Annotated in this window: 13 protein-coding genes; 10 read left to right on the forward strand and 3 right to left on the reverse strand. The window is 45.2% G+C overall.

Annotation, left to right across the window (positions count from 1 at the left end; all coding sequences use genetic code 11):
- Window positions 1-48: 48 nt before the first annotated feature.
- A complete protein-coding gene (locus CPIN_RS16790; protein WP_012791029.1) occupies window positions 49-885 on the reverse strand; it encodes an SDR family NAD(P)-dependent oxidoreductase in 837 nt (278 codons plus the stop codon).
- Window positions 886-983: 98 nt separating this feature from the next.
- Window positions 984-2,051, reverse strand: coding sequence for an ArsO family NAD(P)H-dependent flavin-containing monooxygenase (locus tag CPIN_RS16795; protein WP_222838213.1), 1,068 nt, complete (start codon window positions 2,049-2,051; stop codon window positions 984-986).
- A gap of 114 nt (window positions 2,052-2,165) precedes the next feature.
- Here CPIN_RS16795 and CPIN_RS16800 point away from each other — a divergent pair, with 114 nt between their 5' ends.
- Window positions 2,166-3,134 (forward strand): helix-turn-helix domain-containing protein, encoded by a 969-nt coding sequence (locus CPIN_RS16800; protein ID WP_245552114.1) that lies wholly within the window; start codon window positions 2,166-2,168, stop codon window positions 3,132-3,134.
- Window positions 3,135-3,381: 247 nt separating this feature from the next.
- On the opposite strand, the gene CPIN_RS16805 is transcribed toward CPIN_RS16800, so the two are convergent.
- Complete coding sequence (locus CPIN_RS16805) at window positions 3,382-5,157, reverse strand: amidohydrolase (RefSeq protein WP_012791032.1); 1,776 nt, start codon at window positions 5,155-5,157, stop codon at window positions 3,382-3,384.
- Between the two features lie 383 nt (window positions 5,158-5,540).
- On the opposite strand from CPIN_RS16805, the gene CPIN_RS16810 reads away from it, so the two are divergent.
- The 9 genes from CPIN_RS16810 (at window position 5,541) to nusG (ending at window position 17,638) form a co-directional block, all read left to right on the forward strand.
- The gene (locus CPIN_RS16810; protein WP_012791033.1) at window positions 5,541-5,780 is read left to right on the forward strand and encodes a hypothetical protein; all 240 of its coding nucleotides are present in this window, start codon (window positions 5,541-5,543) and stop codon (window positions 5,778-5,780) included.
- A 405-nt stretch (window positions 5,781-6,185) separates the two neighbouring features.
- Window positions 6,186-8,315 (forward strand): outer membrane beta-barrel family protein, encoded by a 2,130-nt coding sequence (locus CPIN_RS16815; protein WP_012791034.1) that lies wholly within the window; start codon window positions 6,186-6,188, stop codon window positions 8,313-8,315.
- Window positions 8,316-8,403: 88 nt separating this feature from the next.
- A complete protein-coding gene (locus CPIN_RS16820; protein WP_012791035.1) occupies window positions 8,404-11,532 on the forward strand; it encodes a lantibiotic dehydratase in 3,129 nt (1,042 codons plus the stop codon).
- A gap of 194 nt (window positions 11,533-11,726) precedes the next feature.
- Complete coding sequence (locus tag CPIN_RS16825; RefSeq protein WP_012791036.1) at window positions 11,727-11,906, forward strand: hypothetical protein; 180 nt, start codon at window positions 11,727-11,729, stop codon at window positions 11,904-11,906.
- A gap of 228 nt (window positions 11,907-12,134) precedes the next feature.
- Window positions 12,135-13,463: a S41 family peptidase gene (locus tag CPIN_RS16830; RefSeq protein ID WP_187294782.1), complete on the forward strand. Its 1,329-nt coding sequence runs from the start codon at window positions 12,135-12,137 to the stop codon at window positions 13,461-13,463.
- Between the two features lie 7 nt (window positions 13,464-13,470).
- The gene (locus CPIN_RS36725) at window positions 13,471-14,643 is read left to right on the forward strand and encodes a sensor histidine kinase (protein ID WP_012791038.1); all 1,173 of its coding nucleotides are present in this window, start codon (window positions 13,471-13,473) and stop codon (window positions 14,641-14,643) included.
- Between the two features lie 11 nt (window positions 14,644-14,654).
- Window positions 14,655-15,386 carry a LytR/AlgR family response regulator transcription factor gene (locus CPIN_RS16840; protein WP_012791039.1) on the forward strand — a complete coding sequence of 244 codons (732 nt, stop codon included), beginning with the start codon at window positions 14,655-14,657 and terminating at the stop codon, window positions 15,384-15,386.
- A 93-nt stretch (window positions 15,387-15,479) separates the two neighbouring features.
- On the forward strand, window positions 15,480-16,655 hold the full coding sequence (locus tag CPIN_RS16845; RefSeq protein WP_012791040.1) for a lanthionine synthetase C family protein: 1,176 nt from the start codon (window positions 15,480-15,482) through the stop codon (window positions 16,653-16,655).
- A 458-nt stretch (window positions 16,656-17,113) separates the two neighbouring features.
- The gene (gene nusG / locus CPIN_RS16850) at window positions 17,114-17,638 is read left to right on the forward strand and encodes a transcription termination/antitermination protein NusG (protein ID WP_012791041.1); all 525 of its coding nucleotides are present in this window, start codon (window positions 17,114-17,116) and stop codon (window positions 17,636-17,638) included.
- The last annotated feature ends 21 nt before the right edge of the window (window positions 17,639-17,659 follow it).

The following is a 17,659-nucleotide window of genomic DNA, read 5'->3' on the forward strand; positions in this document are numbered from 1 at the left end:
AAGTAAAAAGCATAGCTGTCATGTCAACAGCTATGCGGATAGATTGAATTATTTGTTGTCGGCTGCATCGGTGGACTCGCTCACAGACAACCATTGTTCAAATTCGGCCTGTCTTGCAGCATTCACCTGTTGCAGTAGCCCGGTTGCATCACTACCTAATACGAGGTGTACAGGAGGTTCCGGATGATCTGCCAGGTTCACCAGTACGGCTGCTGCTTTTTCAGGATCGCCTTTAGGAACAAATTTACCGGTTTTGAAGATCTCTGTCCGCTGACCAATCGTAGATTCATATCCTTCTACGTTTGCTGCGTAGGTCATTGAATCGCCTGCCCAGTCGGTACGAAATCCACCTGGTTCAACGGCAGTCACTTTAATACCCAGTGCACCTACTTCTTTCGCAAGACCGTCTGCGAAGCCGGAGAGACCCCATTTAGCGCTCTGGTACATGGTCAGGCCATTGCTGGTGATACGACCACCGATGGAACTGATCTGCAGTATCCTGCCGGAGCGTTGTTTACGCATATAAGGTAACACAACTCTTGTAATTTCTATCGGTGCGTACAGATTTGTTTCCAGCTGACTACGTACCTGCTCGTCTGTAAATGCTTCTGCTGCCCCAATGATACCAAAACCGGCATTATTTACCAGTACATCTATCCTGCCGAAACGCGCAATGGTATTTTCTACTGCTTTGCGTACCTGTGTATAATCTGTAACGTCCAGTTGAACGGGGAATATATGATCGCCATATTGCTGAACGAATTCATCTAACTGTGAAGGATTTCTGGCGGTTGCTGCCACGAGATCACCTTTTGCTAATACTGCTGCTGTCAGGCTTCTGCCTAAACCTCTTGCGCTACCTGTTATAAACCATACTTTTTGCATAACCTTTTGTTTTTGTTTACAACACAAAGGTAGACACAAGACCATCCCGGCACTTTGTTGCACAGGTCAATTTACTTTGTTGTAAAGGTCAATATTGATTATTGCAGATAAAGCTGGATTTCCTCCACTGTTTTCCTGGCAGTTCTGCCTACACCAATCAGGGTAGCCGAAGCAAAGCCTGTCCATTGTCCATAGCCCACCAGCCAAAGGCCGGGAATGTCTATGGCAATCGTCTCATTGGTATGGATCTTACCGTCTGCACGGGTCGCATTTAATGGGGCCAGGTGCTGTAAAGCAGGAGAGAAGCCGGTACAGAAGATGACTGCATCCACAGCTGCTTCCTGTCCGCCGTTCCAGCCGATACCATTTTCCGTAAAGCGGTCAAAAGCGGGTAAAGAGTGATAAATATCCCTTTCAATCGCCTCTTTTACTGCAGGGACCTGTACGATATGTCCCAATGTAGGGGCCTGGTAGGTCCGTCCTTCCTGCTTTGCCTTATAGACCATCGTGGCGACATCAAAAAGATACCGGCCGTCTATTTCGCCGGAGAGAAAAGAAGGCGCTTCCTGTACGATCCACAGGGTACTGGCTACTTTGGATACTTCCGCGAGGATCTGGGCGCCTGAATTACCTTCTCCTACGACAGCGACTTTTTTACCGGCAAAGGCTGCCGGGTTTTTATATTGTGCAGAATGTAGCACAGTGCCTTTGTACAGTTCCCTGTCGGGGATGGCAGGTATATAAGGATTTACATAAGAACCGGTAGCGCTGATGACAGCCCGGGCCTTATAATCCCCTTTATCGGTAGACAGGATAAATATGTTTTCTTCTCTGCGGACAGCCGAAACGGTCACTGATCTTTGTACAGGGAAATTGTACCGCATCTCATAATTGCGCAGGTAATCGATCGTTTCGTCTCTTGTAGGATAATAATTGTTGCCACCTGGCATGATAACGCCGGGAAGAGAGCTCCATAAAGCAGGAGAGAAGAGCGTCAGCGAGTCCCAGGTATGCTGCCATGCGCCTCCTGGCATCGCTTCTTTGTCAAGTATTATATAATCGAGTGTGGTGCGTCGCAGATAATACGCGACCGCCAATGCACTTTGTCCTCCGCCAATCACTATAACATCGTATACCTTTTCCATACTTACTACAGCCTTCGCCACGATGGCGACCTTGTTTTGCCTTTGGTGAATAGATTGGTTTTATCAGCTCATATATCGCAATATTACGATGGGTAAGGCAGATCTCCAAATAAGGAAATGGCTAACGGTGATAGAATGAATTTTGCAGATTTCACAAACATGGTACCTTTGATCACGTCATCTTTCGGCAATAACATGATCGAGCATACTTCCTTAAACAAGTTTTACCAGCGGGCAACCGGAGATCTTCCTGACGGCATCGGAACGGAGAATGGGCATTTTAATGTTTTTGAAATTGAAAAGCTGTATGATAAAAAGACGGGTAACCGGATTATGCCGTATAGCAGAAGGGACTATTATAAGGTCAGCCTCATCCGTGGTCACAGCAGGGCGGAATATGCGGATAAAGTGATAGAGATTGAAGACAGTGCGCTGCTTTTTGCTACACCCAGAATTCCTTATCATTGGGTACCTGTAGACAGCGATCAAACGGGTATGTTCTGCATTTTTACGGCAGAGTTTCTATCCAGGAATAATGCAGGGGTTTTTCTGGATGAATTGCCCATTTTCAAACCGGGTGCATTGCCGGTATTCAAATTGACGCCGGAAGCAGTCGCTGAACTGGAATATATTTTCCGTAAAATGTTAAGGGAAATTGCCAGTGATTATGTCTATAAATACGATCTCCTGCGCAATCTCCTCCAGGAAATCATTCACTACGGACAGAAGCTGCAACCGATGTCTGTACTGACTGCGCCGCAAAATGCAGCCGACAGGATCTCTTCATTATTTGTAGAATTACTGGAAAGACAATTCCCGCTGGAATCGCAGCATCAGCGTTTAGAACTACGCACTGCGAAAGACTATGCAGATCGTCTGGCGGTACATGTCAATCACCTCAATAAAGTACTGAAAGCAAAAACAGGTCGTACAACGACAGATATTATCAGTGACAGGATCACACAGGAAGCGAAGATCCTGCTGAAAAAGACGGATTGGAGTGTATATGATATTGGTTATACCCTCGGATTTGATGATTTAGCCCATTTTTCAAATTTTTTTAAAAAACACGCGAAGATCACCGCGCAGAGTTTCCGTTCTTAGTGATATTCTTCGTTCATATCAATCGATTATCCGTATTACATCGATACTACGCCGTTATTACGCCGTTACCGCTTCGTTCGGGAACGAAGAAATATGGCTGTAATAACGGTGTAATCGCGATCTAATCGTAGAAACTGTTGTAGCTATCTGATACACAATAGGATATACGGCAATGTCAATAAAAAGCCGCCGCTGACAGCGGCGGACGGCTTCCTGAAGTATATAAAACCTACAACAATACACTGTATTACTTATACTGATATCCCCCGTAGAAATTCACCGGAGACCAGGCTGGCATCGCTTTCGGCTGCGCCGGTGCTATAGATTTGAACTCGCCTTCACCATAGACGATTTTGCCGTCCAGGATCGTCAGCAGTGAATGAATATCCCTGATCTTTGCTGCATCTGTTTTCAGATAATCATCATTCAATACCGCCAGATCTGCCAGATAACCTGCCTTCAGGGTTCCCCTGTCACCCTGCTGATTAATCAGACTGGCACTACCCTGTGTATACAATTTCAATGCGGTCAGACGGTCAACTTTGTTCTCATTCGCCGTATAATCATGTCCACCGATCGTCTTACCAGTAGAGAGCCAATGTAAGGCCACCCAAGGATTATAACTCGCTACCCTGGTGCCATCAGTACCTGCGCCTACTTTAAGTCCCATATCGAGCATCTGACGGATAGGAGGTGTATTCCTGGCTGCCTGTTTACCATAACGGGCCACGAAATTCTCCCCCTGGAAAGCCATGCGGTGCTGAATGGAAATACCGCCGTTCAGTGCTTTGATACGTTTCAGGTTTTCTTCGGATACGGTTTCCGCATGATCGAAGAACCAGGAGAGTCCGTTTAAGGGCACTTCTTTATTCACTGCTTCAATGACATTGAGGAATCGGGTGATAGACTCATTGTAAGTCGCATGTAAGCGGAAAGGCCACCTGTTTTTTACCAGTACTGTCAGTACTTCTTTCAGCTGTTGTTCCATAACAGGGGCGAGATCAGGACGAGGTTTATTGAAGTTTTCAAAATCACCGCCGGTCGCCACCAGGTTTTCTCCACCACCTTCCACAAAATATTCCGTTTCAGCTTCTTCACCTTGCTGGTGCTCTATATCGACCATACTGATCCATTTCTGATAATCCTGCAGCTCGGAACCACCTTTCTGTGCAAAAAGATAGTAAGGCAGGCGCACTGTCAGCTGACCCAGTTTAAACAAAGAATCAGTGATGCCGTAATCATCCGGGAAATTCTGGAATCCACCACCGGCGTCCATGACGCTGGTCACACCCAGTCTGTTCATCTCTGTCATAAAACCTAGCGTGGAGTTGCCTTTTTCAGCAGGCGTCAGTTCTGGCAGCTTGGCTAATGTAGAATAAAGGATATAGGCATTCGGTTCTGCTATCAGCAAACCGGTAGGTTGTCCTTCTGCATTTTTTTGTATGAGTCCACCGGCAGGATTGGGCGTATTTTCATCGATATGCAATGCTGCTATACCTGCTTTGTTCAGATAAGCATGCGCATAGAGATATAAAATGAATGCCGGCGTATTCCCGGTCGCTTCATTGATCTCTTCCAGTGTTGGCAGTCGTTTCTCTTCGAACTGATATTCATTCCATCCACCGACAACCCTTACCCATTGGCCTTTCGGCGTTCTTGCCGCCTGCTCTTTCAGCATCTGTAAAGCTCTTTTCAAAGACTTTACGCCATCCCATCTCAGTTCAGTATTATAAAACCTGCCTGCTCTGATAACATGCAGGTGTGAATCATACAATCCGGGAATAATAGTACGTCCGTTTGCGCTTACTACTTTGGTATTTGTCGCTTTTAGCCGGAGAATATCCGCATTGTTACCTACTGCGATGATTTTATCATTCGCAATAGCAATCGCCTGCGCCTGAGGTTTCGCATCGTCCAGTGTAATAATGTTTGCATTGTGAATGATCAGCGTTGGGTTTTGCTGCGCCTGCACAGAGAGCATCATTCCTATACCAGCAGCCAACAATAGCATCGTTTTTTTCATGTGTTGTCGTTTAAAGTGAAGGTCAGGCAAGCCTTTCCCTGATGATGATGCAAAGCTAGTGCTGTGAGGAAGAGCGGTCAACCGCGAATTGCGATGATTAGTTGTCTGATTTATCGAAGGGAAGGAAAATCGATGATTTGTACAATGATAGGGTCATAATGAAAGGGAGATTCTATTATCAAGAAAAAATATTTTCAATGTTTTTTTTGTTCACGTGATATAATTTAAATGAAGACGCTTCTATTAGATGGTGAGTATCCAATTCAGAATGGTACAGAATCTTTATAAGAGTATTTGTCACTTCTAGTCGATCCTATAAAGATTATCTGGTTAGGGATACAAGTTTTCAACCAGATATTAAAGAGGTTATTCTGGAAATACTAATGCCAAAATTTATTTGGGTAGGGGAGATCTCAGATAAATCAGATTTAAAACAAAAATTGGCCCATGGCCTTTTTATTCTTGATGCAACAGAGCCTAATATAGAAAGCTATAAGGCTTTAATCTTTGGAGGATACAAAGAGTTGTTTTGTTATCCCGATTCTCAAAGCAGGGAATTGGTAAAGAATAATTTATCTTTAGGAAAGTTTAATATTTATACAAGAAACTTAAATGGCTTTTAATAATGGGTATTCGCATAAAATAAGACAGCGCAAATTATAGAACGTCTGAAACAAAATGGACAATCTTTTATAGAAAGCGGTCCGGAGGCAGCTGCAAGAAGAGAATTTATCAATGAACAGGCGAGAATAGTAAGGAGAGACACTAAAAGGAAAGAACGGTTGTCTGAAATCAGTGCTTCCAAGGTCATACTGAACGCGTAACTATAATCTTATACAACAAATAAGCCGCCACGGAAGAGGCGGCTTATTTCATTTACAGCTATATTGGAACACCTCCCTCCCCAAACCCCTTTTCGTCCCTCTAAAATCCTCATTCGTGTATTTCTATTCGCGCATCCCCCTCCCTGCATTAAGTTTGTTTCATCGTCGTTATGTGCGGAAGGCTGACAGGATTAACCCGACTATATGAAATACAAAGCCCTCTATGTGATCACCACCACCCTATGCCTGAGCCAGCAGGCAGTTGAAGCGCAGCAGGCTGATACATTACGCAGACACGATCTGCAGGCCTTTACAGTAAACGCCGCTGCTCCGGTAGTGACAATGAAAACCGGGAAAATATTATTAAACATCGCAGACAGTAAGATCGCTGTCGGCGGTGATGCACTACAGGTGCTGACACTCGCGCCTGGTGTTATTGAAAGGGGAAATGGACAATATGAGTTGTACGGAAAAAAAGTAACTGTGTTGGTAGATGGAAAAGACAGCCGCTTATCCGGGGATGCATTGAAAGGTTGGCTGAGCGCATTGCCGGCAGGTAGCATAGAGAAAGTAGAACTGATTACGAATCCTTCTGCCCGCTATGATGCAGCAGGAGCAGCCGTAATAAACTTTATCACTGTGAAAAATAAACGGTACGGGCTCAACGGGGTACTGACCGCAGGTATAGGAATGGGGAGATATGGGAGACATAACGGGGGACTGGCGCTGAACTACCGCAATGAAAAACTGAACGTATATGGTAATTATGACTATCTATATAATAAGCAATATTACGATTTATGTTCAGACCGCTATGCTGATAATAAAACAACGATTGCTCAGCATAGTTATGAAACAAGGATACGCTATAATCATTCTTTCAAAGGAGGAATAGATTTTGATGTCAATAAGCGCAGCAGCACCGGAATCATGTTCAAAGGACTGCTGATCTACAGAGATCGTGTAATGGATACACGGTCAGAAAAAGAGGATGCATTATCCGTTGTAGCCACCACTGGTCATCTTCGTGTGTTAAATCCTGCTGTGAACGCCTGGTATAAAGTAAATCTGGATACCATGGGCAGACAGCTAACTGTGAATGCCGACTATTTTAACTACAACAAAGCGTGGAGAGATGACTACACCACAAACTATTTCGAAACAAATAATCACACTTTACAAAATCCCTGGCTGTTGAGGGATAATTCACCTTCAGACAACACAATTCAATCGCTGGCGTTAGATTATTCACAGCCACTCTGGAAAGGAAAACTCGAAGCAGGCATTAAAACAACCGCCACGCTGACAGATAATAATGTACTATGGGAACAACAAACCGGAAAAACATGGCAGACAGATAGCGGAAAAACAAATCATTTTATTTATAAGGAAAATATTCACGCAGGATACCTCGATTACCAGCGCACGATGAAGCAATGGGAGCTGAGAGCCGGACTGCGTGCAGAACAAGCCACTATGCAGGGCGAATCTGTAACATTGCGTCAGATCAGTAAACGCAGTCAGTTTAATATTTTTCCATCATTTTCATTGGTGTATGGACAGTCCGGAAATCACCAGTATGGTTTTGCTTACAGAAAGAATATAGAACGCTTCAGCTTTAGCATTGTCAATCCGTTCCTGACTTACGTCAGCCAGTATTTCTACTATCAGGGCAATCCTGATATCAGACCTTCTATTGGCCATACATTTGAAGTGTCTTATACTTACCGGAATGAATTATATGCTACACTGGGCTATCAACATTATGCACAGGTACTGACAGACGTATACAGAAAAGATACCGGTAATGTGGTGATCAGCACCTTCGACAACCTGAAAGGCGCATCCACTGCAAGCGCAAGCCTCAGCTGGTCAAAAGGATTGCTGGGTAACAAATGGCAGACCACCAACGCCGCAACACTGACATATACCCGCTATGCAGAAATTAACACTGCCGGTGCAGGCATGTATGCCAGCTCTGCCAATACATTTGCATTGCCGGGTGGATTTTCCGGAGAATTAAGCGCCAACTGGTATTCCCCGGTAAAATGGGCCACATACCGCATGAAAGCCCGCTATTCAGTAAATGCAGGAATCAGTAAAAGTATATTGCATAAAGCAGGGAGATTAACATTTAACGTAACAGACATCTTCAATACATTCAATGCCGCATATGATGTGGCCTCCTTCGGAGTCATCTCGACGCATGTCGATAAAATAGAGTCACGTTTTATTAAGCTGGTATTCAGTTACAAGTTCGGGAACCAGCAAGTAAAAGCAGCCGTAAACCGTAAAACAGGTATCGAAAAAGAGCTGCGTAGAATAGGTGGTTGATTCCACACCCTAACACAGCGGAAGCCGAAAAGCTGTAGAACAGAGTAGGCACCAACAATTATACTAGCGAGTAAAACCCAATCTGATTATGAGCACTCCTTACTCTTTTGATAATCGCCTTGTACTAAGAACGCCGAGATTCCCGCTAATGCAAATTCCCACCAATGATCAACTGCCAGCTTTACTGCATGATAACGCATTCCTTGAAGCAATCTATCTCGCTTCACCTGTTTTATACAGCGAATGTATCAAATGGAGAGAAGGAGGTATCACCAATAAAAAAGATATTGATAAACTGACCCGCTCACTCACCAAATATGTAATCCGTATGAGCAGACGTTGTACTCCATTCGGATTATTCTCCGGTTGCGCCGTTACTGCATGGAGTGAGCAACCTACAGCGGTGACTGTCAGCGGTACAACTTTCAGCCGCCATACCCGTCTGGATATGCATTACCTTTGCGCGCTGTCACAACAACTGGCCACCATGCCGGGTGTGAAGGAATACCTGCTCTATATGCCTAATAGCAGCGTGTATACGATCGGTGATGAACTCCGCTATGTAGAATACCTGTATGTAGGCGGTACACGTCTGCATCAGATCAGCGCAGTCAGCGCCTCTGAATACCTGGATAAAATGGTAACGGCCGCTTATAACGGCGCTACCATTGGTCAACTGTGTAACTGGCTGGCAGATGATAATATCGCGGAAGAAGATGCCAGGATCTTCATCGACGAACTGATAGCAGCACAGATACTCGTGTGTGAAATTGAACCTGCCATCACCGGAAAAGAATTTTTACAACAGGTGATTGAAGTACTGCAAAGAATTGAACTGCTGGACCCCGCTGTAGTAAAAGACCTGCTCACCGTATTAAGTAAAGTAGCCACCCTGTTAGAACAACTGGATGATACCGCTACCAATAGTATCGAACGCTACCGCGAGATCATGCAATTGCTCGATATGCTGGAAGTCGCATACGATGAAAGCAAACTGTTTCAGACAGACGTAGTGAAACATGTGTCCGGCAATGGCATTAATATAGACGTACAGAATCAGTTGCAGAATGCGCTGAACGTCATGAACAAACTCAGCGAATACAAGGCAAACCCACACCTGGAAACATTTATGCAGCGTTTCCGCGAACGTTATGAAGAACAGGAAATGCCCCTCCTGGAAGTACTGGATGGTGAAACCGGTATCGGTTATGTAGACAGCAGCAGTACAAACATTGCACCCCTGCTGGATGATATTAGTATGCCAGGTAAAATGAATGAAGTACGTTTCTCCTGGGGCGCCCTGGAACAGCTGTTGAGCGGTAAACTGGTAGACATGTACGCAGAAGGTCGTCAGTCCATCGAAATCAATGAGGAAGACCTGAAAGACTTTACGGCAAACTGGCATGACCTGCCGCCATCCTTCTCCGTTATGTTCCGGATCGTTGATGAAAAAGACAATGCTATCTATCTGGAAAGCGCGGGTGGATCCAGCGCTGCCAACCTGCTCGGACGTTTTGCTTATGCTGACAATGCGATTAACAGACTGGTATGCGATATCACCGAAAAAGAGCAGGCCATGGATCCGGAAGTGGTGTATGCAGAGATCATTCACCTGCCGGAAAGCCGTACAGGTAATATATTATTGCATCCTGTATTCAGAGGATACGAAATTCCCTACCTGGCAAAATCTTCCCTCGACAAAGAACAACAGATCGACTTACAGGACCTCTATATCTCCGTTCGTAATAACCGCGTAGTAATGCGTTCCCGCCGCCTGGGCAAACAGGTAATCCCGCGCCTGAGTACCGCGCATAATTATACCAATAACTCGCTGCCTGTATATCGCTTCCTGTGCGACTTACAACTACAGGATAAAAGAGGCGGTATGTCTTTTCACTGGGGCGCCCTGGAATCCAAATACCGTTTCTTCCCGAGAGTGACCTGCCGCAACACGATCCTGCACCTGGCCAGATGGACTTTCGCACAGAAAGACATTGCACAGTTGCTGAATGAGAGCGGAATGGAGCTGACTGCAGCATTGCAGGCGTTCAGGGAACGTTGGAAATTGCCACAGACAATAGTACTGGCGGATGGTGATAACGAACTGATGATAGATTTCTCCTGTCACAGTATGGTGAGTGCCTGGCTGAGTACTGTAAAAGGCAGACAGACATTTGAACTGCGCGAATCCCTGAACAATCAGCAGTGCATTACCGATGAAAACGGAGCACCCTATGTGAATCAGTTGGTGGCTACCCTTGGAAAGGATACCGCGTCTTATGCACACCTCAAAACAGCCGCACCGCAACAAATGGCGAGCGAGCCTGCACAGCGGGACTTTACCCCGGGAAGCGACTGGTTGTACTATAAACTGTATTGCGGCGTAAAATCAGCCGATAAGATACTGTTAAACGCACTCAGACCTCTGGGCGCAGAACTGGTAGATGCCGGTCTGACGGATAAATGGTTCTTCGTCAGATTCAACGATCCTGATTTCCATCTGCGTGTACGCTTCCACCTTACTGATGTGAGTAAGATAGGGGAGGTGACGGCAAAGATACTTGCCAGTCTGCAGCCATTTACCGCAGCAGGCTATATCTGGAAGGTGCAGCTGGATACCTATTCCCGTGAGATCACCCGTTATGGCGCCAATGCCATAGAGCAGGCAGAAACCTTGTTCTATCATGACAGCGTAGCCTTCGCAGAATTGCTGCACAATACCTGGGGCGACCAGCGGGAAGAAATCAGATGGCTCTGGAGTCTCCGTGCGGTAGATGAACTGCTGGACTGTTTTATGTTCTCCCTGCACGAAAAACATACCCTGCTGAGCGGCCTGCGGGACGATTTCCGGGCAGAGTTTAACTGGAGCAAGGAAATGAAGCAGCAACTGGATAATAAATACAGGAATAACAGGCAGGCGATTGCCAGCTTTATGGAACGGAATGCCAGTCAGTCGGATAGTCTGCAACCCCTCATGAAGATCCTGCGGGAAAAGTCCCTGAATATCGCCGGCGTAGCCCATGATATCCTGATGATGGAGAGTGCCGGTAAACTGGAAATATGTATCAGAGACCTGCTACGTAGTTATATTCATATGATGATCAACCGTACTACGATTACCTATTCCCGTAAGCAGGAAATGGTGATGTATGACTTCCTGGCCCGTTATTATCAGTCAGCCCTGGCCCGTACAAAGACCATTGCCTGGGAGGAATAAATGCCCATAAGGCCGGGAAAGTGGCAAAATCTTACCCGAAATAAACGATTTGGTACTTGGAATCGGGCATTTCGTGTAGCATTTTTCAGGAGGAGGGGATTACAAGGTAATTTTATTATACAATCAGAAACAAGCGATCTTATATTTCAAACCTTACCGCAGCACTAATTTCTTAACTGCTAAACCTTAAAAAAATGGAAAACACTACAGACAAAAAAGAGCAAATGCTGAAACTGAACAAGGTAACTGTAATCAAGCTGAACGCTGAAAAAATGAACAACCTTTGGGGAGGTGGCGGAATTATTATGAATACGACAGATGTTTCCGGTCGTCCACAGTGTGACACAAGGGAAACTGCTATGCTGACACTCTGATATCTCAGGGACAGTCGTCCAAAAATTTTTTACGGGAAACTCACATATCGGTGCCCCTTGCTAAGAACTCCGGGCCTTGTAGCAGTGAGATTCCCGTATTTTTTTTATCTTAAAGGAGTATAAATGGGTAACCGAGTATTAACCAAGTATCTAATCGCTATCTGCTTTTGTTTGTTTGCCAGACAGTTAAATGCCCAGGACTGTGGTTGTATAGATAATTTTAATCATATGGTGTCAAAGGTGGAAAAGAATTACGCCGGGTACGCCGACAAAGTAACCCAGGTCAACCATTCCCTATTTGTACACTATACCGATAGTCTTGGCCAGATAGCTGCCCGGACAGACGAACGTAATTGTGTAACGGTACTGAGAAGCTGGATAAAGTTCTTTAACGATCGCCATATGACCCTCGCCATCAAAGGCGATAACCCGGGCGACAGCATCCGTATCAGAGCACTTTTTGCTAATGCAGAGACACAACCGATTTCACGCGATCAGGTGATGCGTTACCTGGATAAGCAGCGAGATAAACTGGATTCACTCGAAGGTATCTGGCAGAATGAAGACGACGCATACCAGGTCGCCTTTATCCGCGACAAGCAAAGGAAAGGGCAGGAGTTTGTGGGGATTATACTTAGGGCGGATAGTGTGTTCTGGTTGCCAGGACAGGTAAAAGCCAGGGTCAGCAAACACGGACGAACGTACAGAATGCGGTATTTCTATAATAAATATCACGATACCATTACGCCTATCCTGGCATTGGCCCGGCACACCCTGAATGCAGGCGTGGCCGGTATCTGGCGTAAAGTATACCCGGGTGACAGCAACAGCGAAGTGTTCAGGGGGCACTACTATGATCCGTTTTTCCGTACGCTGGACGATCAGACCTGCCTGCTGGTCATGCCCAGTTTCAGTTTACTGGCCAAACCACTGATCGATAGTCTGATAGAAAAGAACAAGGCCGTCATCAGCCAGCTCAAACATCTGATCGTAGATCTCAGGAATAATACCGGTGGATCAGTGCTCTGTTTCCAGAAACTGCTGCCGTATCTGTATACCAATCCTATTATTACAAAAGGACAGTCTGTGATGGCTACCGACGACAATATCAAAGACCTGTACTCCATTACAGACTACCCTAACATTTCTGACAGCATGGAAACAATTTTCAAAAACGAACTGAAAGAACTACAGGCCAACAGAGGAGGCATGTATAAACTCTGGAAGGATGACACTCTCACTATGCCTACTGTGTTACCTTATCCCAAAACAATCTCCTTTATCGTGAATGAAAGCAGTGCCAGCGCCGCAGAGATCCTGCTGCTCAAAGCAAAGCAGAGTAAGAAGGTAAAACTCTACGGACGGCACAGTATGGGCGCAATCGATTATCTCGATGTAGCGTCTACGCGAATGCCCTGCCAGCTGTATACCCTGCGTTATGCCACTTCCCGGACCAACAGACTGCCGGAAGAGCCGCTGGACAACAAAGGCATCGAACCGGATGTAGAAATTCCCGATAATGTTGTAGATTGGGTAGAGTTTGTTAGAACTAAATAACCCTTATATGATGCATTTCCAGATAAACAGGAAATACAGGGTAGTGTTACTCCACATAGGGGCCTGGTTGCTATACATCGCATTTGGCACGCTGAATAAGATCTACGTTACCCATACTGACGCGCTTGACTTTGCAGACGTCGTACTTACACAGCTGCCCGGCATTTATGTTTTCTACGGTAGCATTTACGTTTACCTGAAACTACTGTCAGCCCGGAAACAGAAATACCTGTTGCTGCTGGCAGCAGAAATAATGCTTTTTATTACATACCTGCTATTATTTGCGTTCATCGGCGACGTCATCTTTCCTTTGATGCTGCCCAATGTAGAAGTGCCGCCTTTTGAGCTGAGCAGCTTCGTCGTAGCCGGTTTATGGACTTTTATCAGGTATTCCTTTTTTGCCTTCGGCTATTATTTCGCTGCACGGCTCATTACAAAAGAAAAAGAGCTAAGAGAAAGCGAACTGAAAAAGATGCAGGCAGAAAGAGGGAAACTGGAAGCTGAATATGCTTTCCTGAGAGCACAGATCAATCCGCATTTTCTACATAATACGCTGAACTTCTTCTATGCAAAATCCCTGGGTTGCTCCCGGGAACTGGCAGAAGGGATCGTAACACTTTGTGAGATCATGCGTTATTCGCTGAACAGCGGTGAAGATGAAAGCGGCATGGTACCACTCTCTAAAGAAGTGGAACACCTCCAGAACGTGATTAAAATTAATCAGCTCCGCTTCAGTAACCGCCTGCAGGTACAGTTTGATGTTACCGGCAATATCGGTTACCTCCGCATTATTCCCCTGGTGCTGATTACACTGGTAGAGAATGCGTTTAAACATGGAGACCTGAATAATCCGGAACACCCCGTTATTTTCAGGTTGACAGTCAGTGAGGATGGCAGAATGGTGCACTTTTCCACCCGCAATAAAAAGAAAAGCGGACCAAAAGAGCTATCACACGGTATTGGCATGGACAATATCCGTAAAAGGCTCTCCGCTGTATATAAAGACAAATACCTGCTTGAAATAAAAGATGAAGACAATACCTATACCGTGGCATTGTCTATTCATCTGGGGACAGAGCAGGATGCAGCAAGGAAAGCTGTTTCGTCTGTGGAAAGAGCGGACGCCGTAGACGGCTATGCCGGTTATGCCAATTATAATCTCCTCATTGATAATCCGTAAACCCTCGTATTATGATTAATTGTTTAGTAGTAGACGATGAACAGCACGCCATAGACGTATTAACACACCACATCAGTCAGATACCGTTTTTGCAGCTGGTAAAATCAACTACTAACGCCATTGAAGCCCTGCAGATCGTAAACATGCAGAAAATAGACCTGGTGTTCCTGGATATCCAGATGCCTGAAATGTCAGGACTGGATTTTGCCAAAACCATACAGGGAAAAAGTAAAGTGATTCTGACCACCGCTTACAGTGAATTCGCGGCGGAAGGCTTTGACCTGGAGGTAGTAGACTACCTGCTGAAGCCTATTCCTATGCCTCGTTTTCTGAAAGCTGTACAGCGGGTACTGAACATGGTCACTTCTTCAGTGGCGGCGACCCCGGTAGAAGACGCGTCTTCTATTGAAAATGACTATATTTTTCTGAAAACGGAATTTAAGGGCAAAATGCTCAAGGTGAACCTCCGGGATATCGACTACATAGAAGGTATGAAAAACTATGTAGCGATTCACCACGCTGGGCAGAAAACAATGGCCCTGCTCAATATGAAAGACCTGGAAAGCAGATTGCCCAAAAAGCATTTTTACCGGGTGCACAAGTCATTTATCGTGTCTTTAAGCAAGATTATCGCCATTGAAGGCAGTATGATCGTATTGAAGGATGTAAAGGCTGAAATCCTGCTGGGAGACACCTACAAGGCAGGTTTTTACGACATCATGAAAGACAAGCTGATGGGCTGAAATGTACGTACCTTGAATCAGCCCTTTGGTGTAGTAAATTACCCTTTGGCAGTGTAGAAAGGTAAATTTGTTGCAGATAAAGATTAAGGAACAATGCAACAAATCGCCCAGAAACATCTTAACAAATTAAATCTCCTCCTGGAAAATTATCGTACTACAAACGATACTTTCCTGAAAGGGAAACTGGGTCTGATCTATTATTATTCCCACCTTTATAAAGTTACTGAAGCGCCCGCATTGAAATGCAAGACGGAAGATCTGATCGGAGAAGTCTTTGCAAATATCAATGCGGGCGTTCCCGCTTTAATGGGCGCCTCACTCAGTAGTGGTGGCGCCGGTTTTGGTTATGCCCTGAACGCAATGTCCCTACAGGGATTCCTGCAGTTCGAAGTAAACGACGAACTGGAAAATCTGGATGAATTCCTGTACAGATCCGCCCTCGACCTGATTGCCGCAGATAATTTCGACTTTCTGCATGGCGCCCTGGGCGTGGTACATTATTTCACAGAAAGAATGCATACCAGTCCGCAGGTAGCTGTATACCTGGATAGTCTGATCGAAAAGATCTGCCTGAACGCCGTAGAAGAAGACGGTGGATACTGGTTTAAAAACAGCCAGATCAAAATTGACGGAGAAGACGTGATCAGTTTCGGCCTATCACATGGTCAGTGCGGCATACTGCTGATATTACTCAATGCGTATGCGCATTCTGTACACAAAGAGCTGATCAGAAAAGTAATTACTGGCGGCATACACTTTATACTCAAGCATAAAATAGACATAGACTTCTCTCTGAACGAATATTCGTTTTTTCCTTTCATCATGAAATCAGACGCCCGTGAAATATCCGCTCCCAACAGAATGGGATGGTGTTACGGTGATCTGAACGAGGTATTATTACTGTACCGTGCAGGTAAACTGTTCAATGACGACAACCTCCTCATGCTGGCAGACCTTATAGGTGTGCAGAGTATGATGCGTCAGGATGAAAATGCGACAATGGTCATCTCCTCCGGATTTTGCCATGGCGCCGCAGGTCTCGCACAGTTCTGTAAAACGTTGTACAATGAAAGAGGATTAGAACAATACCGGAAAGGATATGAGTACTGGATCGAACGTACGATTATCCTGCTGGAAGAAGAACTGCCCCAGAATATTTATGCAGGCAAAGAAGGAGATGTGTTGGAAGGCGCTATAGGCGTAGCTTTCACGCTGCTCTCTTATGTGTCTGAGCATGAACTGAACTGGAGCAAAGCGTTTTTATTATGAGTAATGAGTAGTTTGTACTTAGAATGAGCTTGTTCGTGTAACAACTTTGAGAAGAGAAGAAAATCATTCTAAGTTTGTATCATCAGAGAAATGAAATGATCGCACCCACTCCTGATCATCCATCTCTCTTCAGAAAATTCAACCGGGGACTCTTTGTAGCGATAGCTATGCCCCACACCCTTCATTTTTCGTAGAACATTCACATTGGGACCTTTTGTAGCGATAGCTATGTCCCACACCCATTATTTCCTTTAAACGTACAGATCGGGACTCTTTGTAGCGATAGCTATGTGCTGTACCCGCTGTTGCCTTTAAAAATTCGCATTGGGACTTTTAGTAGCGATAGCTGTGCCCCGCTGGTAGAAACAATAAAAATACCGCAAACCCAGGGGCTTCTACTGTTAACCGAATTAGCAATCTGTATCAATTTCTTTAATGACCTCTTTAAACCGCATTGTATGTCCAAATTTAACGTTGGTTGGTATCTCCTTTATACAAGACCCCGGCAGGAAGCCAGAGTAGCTAAGGAAATGGCGGACAAAAACATACAGATATACCTGCCCTATACAACAGTAACAAGAAGATGGACTGACAGGATCAAAGTACTTGAAGTACCGCTCTTTCCATCCTATGTATTCGTGCACCTCACCAATATGCATGAATTCTACTACGGATCAAACCTGGAAAGCGCCTGCAGTTATGTACGTTTCGGTAATGAAGTAGCCCGTGTAAGTGATGCGGCTGTTGATGCTGTAAGGACGATCGCTAAAGCCGGTAATAACCTGGAAGTTTCCAGCGAACGTTTTACCCCTGGTCAGCAGATGATGATTAAAGAAGGCCCGCTCTGCGGTCTGAACTGCGAAGTGATACAATACAAAGGCAAAGATAAAATACTCGTACGTGTGCATATGCTGCAAAGAAGCATTATGGCAGATATGCCGGCCAGCGTACTGATCCCGTTTCAGGAAGAACAACAATTATAATAAACAATAACCTAATCATAC

It is taken from the genome of Chitinophaga pinensis DSM 2588, assembly GCF_000024005.1.
In the GTDB taxonomy this organism is placed as follows: domain Bacteria; phylum Bacteroidota; class Bacteroidia; order Chitinophagales; family Chitinophagaceae; genus Chitinophaga; species Chitinophaga pinensis.

What these genes read in the sequence shown, in the direction of transcription:
- CPIN_RS16845 (WP_012791040.1), top strand. Translation starts at nt 15,480, where the DNA reads ATGCAACAAATCGCCCAGAAACATCTTAACAAATTAAATCTCCTCCTG.
- CPIN_RS36725 (WP_012791038.1), top strand. Translation starts at nt 13,471, where the DNA reads ATGATGCATTTCCAGATAAACAGGAAATACAGGGTAGTGTTACTCCAC.
- CPIN_RS16815 (WP_012791034.1), top strand. Translation starts at nt 6,186, where the DNA reads ATGAAATACAAAGCCCTCTATGTGATCACCACCACCCTATGCCTGAGC.
- CPIN_RS16810 (WP_012791033.1), top strand. Translation starts at nt 5,541, where the DNA reads ATGCCAAAATTTATTTGGGTAGGGGAGATCTCAGATAAATCAGATTTA.
- CPIN_RS16825 (WP_012791036.1), top strand. Translation starts at nt 11,727, where the DNA reads ATGGAAAACACTACAGACAAAAAAGAGCAAATGCTGAAACTGAACAAG.
- CPIN_RS16790 (WP_012791029.1), bottom strand. Translation starts at nt 885, where the DNA reads ATGCAAAAAGTATGGTTTATAACAGGTAGCGCAAGAGGTTTAGGCAGA.
- CPIN_RS16840 (WP_012791039.1), top strand. Translation starts at nt 14,655, where the DNA reads ATGATTAATTGTTTAGTAGTAGACGATGAACAGCACGCCATAGACGTA.
- CPIN_RS16830 (WP_187294782.1), top strand. Translation starts at nt 12,135, where the DNA reads ATGGTGTCAAAGGTGGAAAAGAATTACGCCGGGTACGCCGACAAAGTA.
- CPIN_RS16800 (WP_245552114.1), top strand. Translation starts at nt 2,166, where the DNA reads ATGAATTTTGCAGATTTCACAAACATGGTACCTTTGATCACGTCATCT.
- CPIN_RS16805 (WP_012791032.1), bottom strand. Translation starts at nt 5,157, where the DNA reads ATGAAAAAAACGATGCTATTGTTGGCTGCTGGTATAGGAATGATGCTC.
- nusG (WP_012791041.1), top strand. Translation starts at nt 17,114, where the DNA reads ATGTCCAAATTTAACGTTGGTTGGTATCTCCTTTATACAAGACCCCGG.
- CPIN_RS16820 (WP_012791035.1), top strand. Translation starts at nt 8,404, where the DNA reads ATGAGCACTCCTTACTCTTTTGATAATCGCCTTGTACTAAGAACGCCG.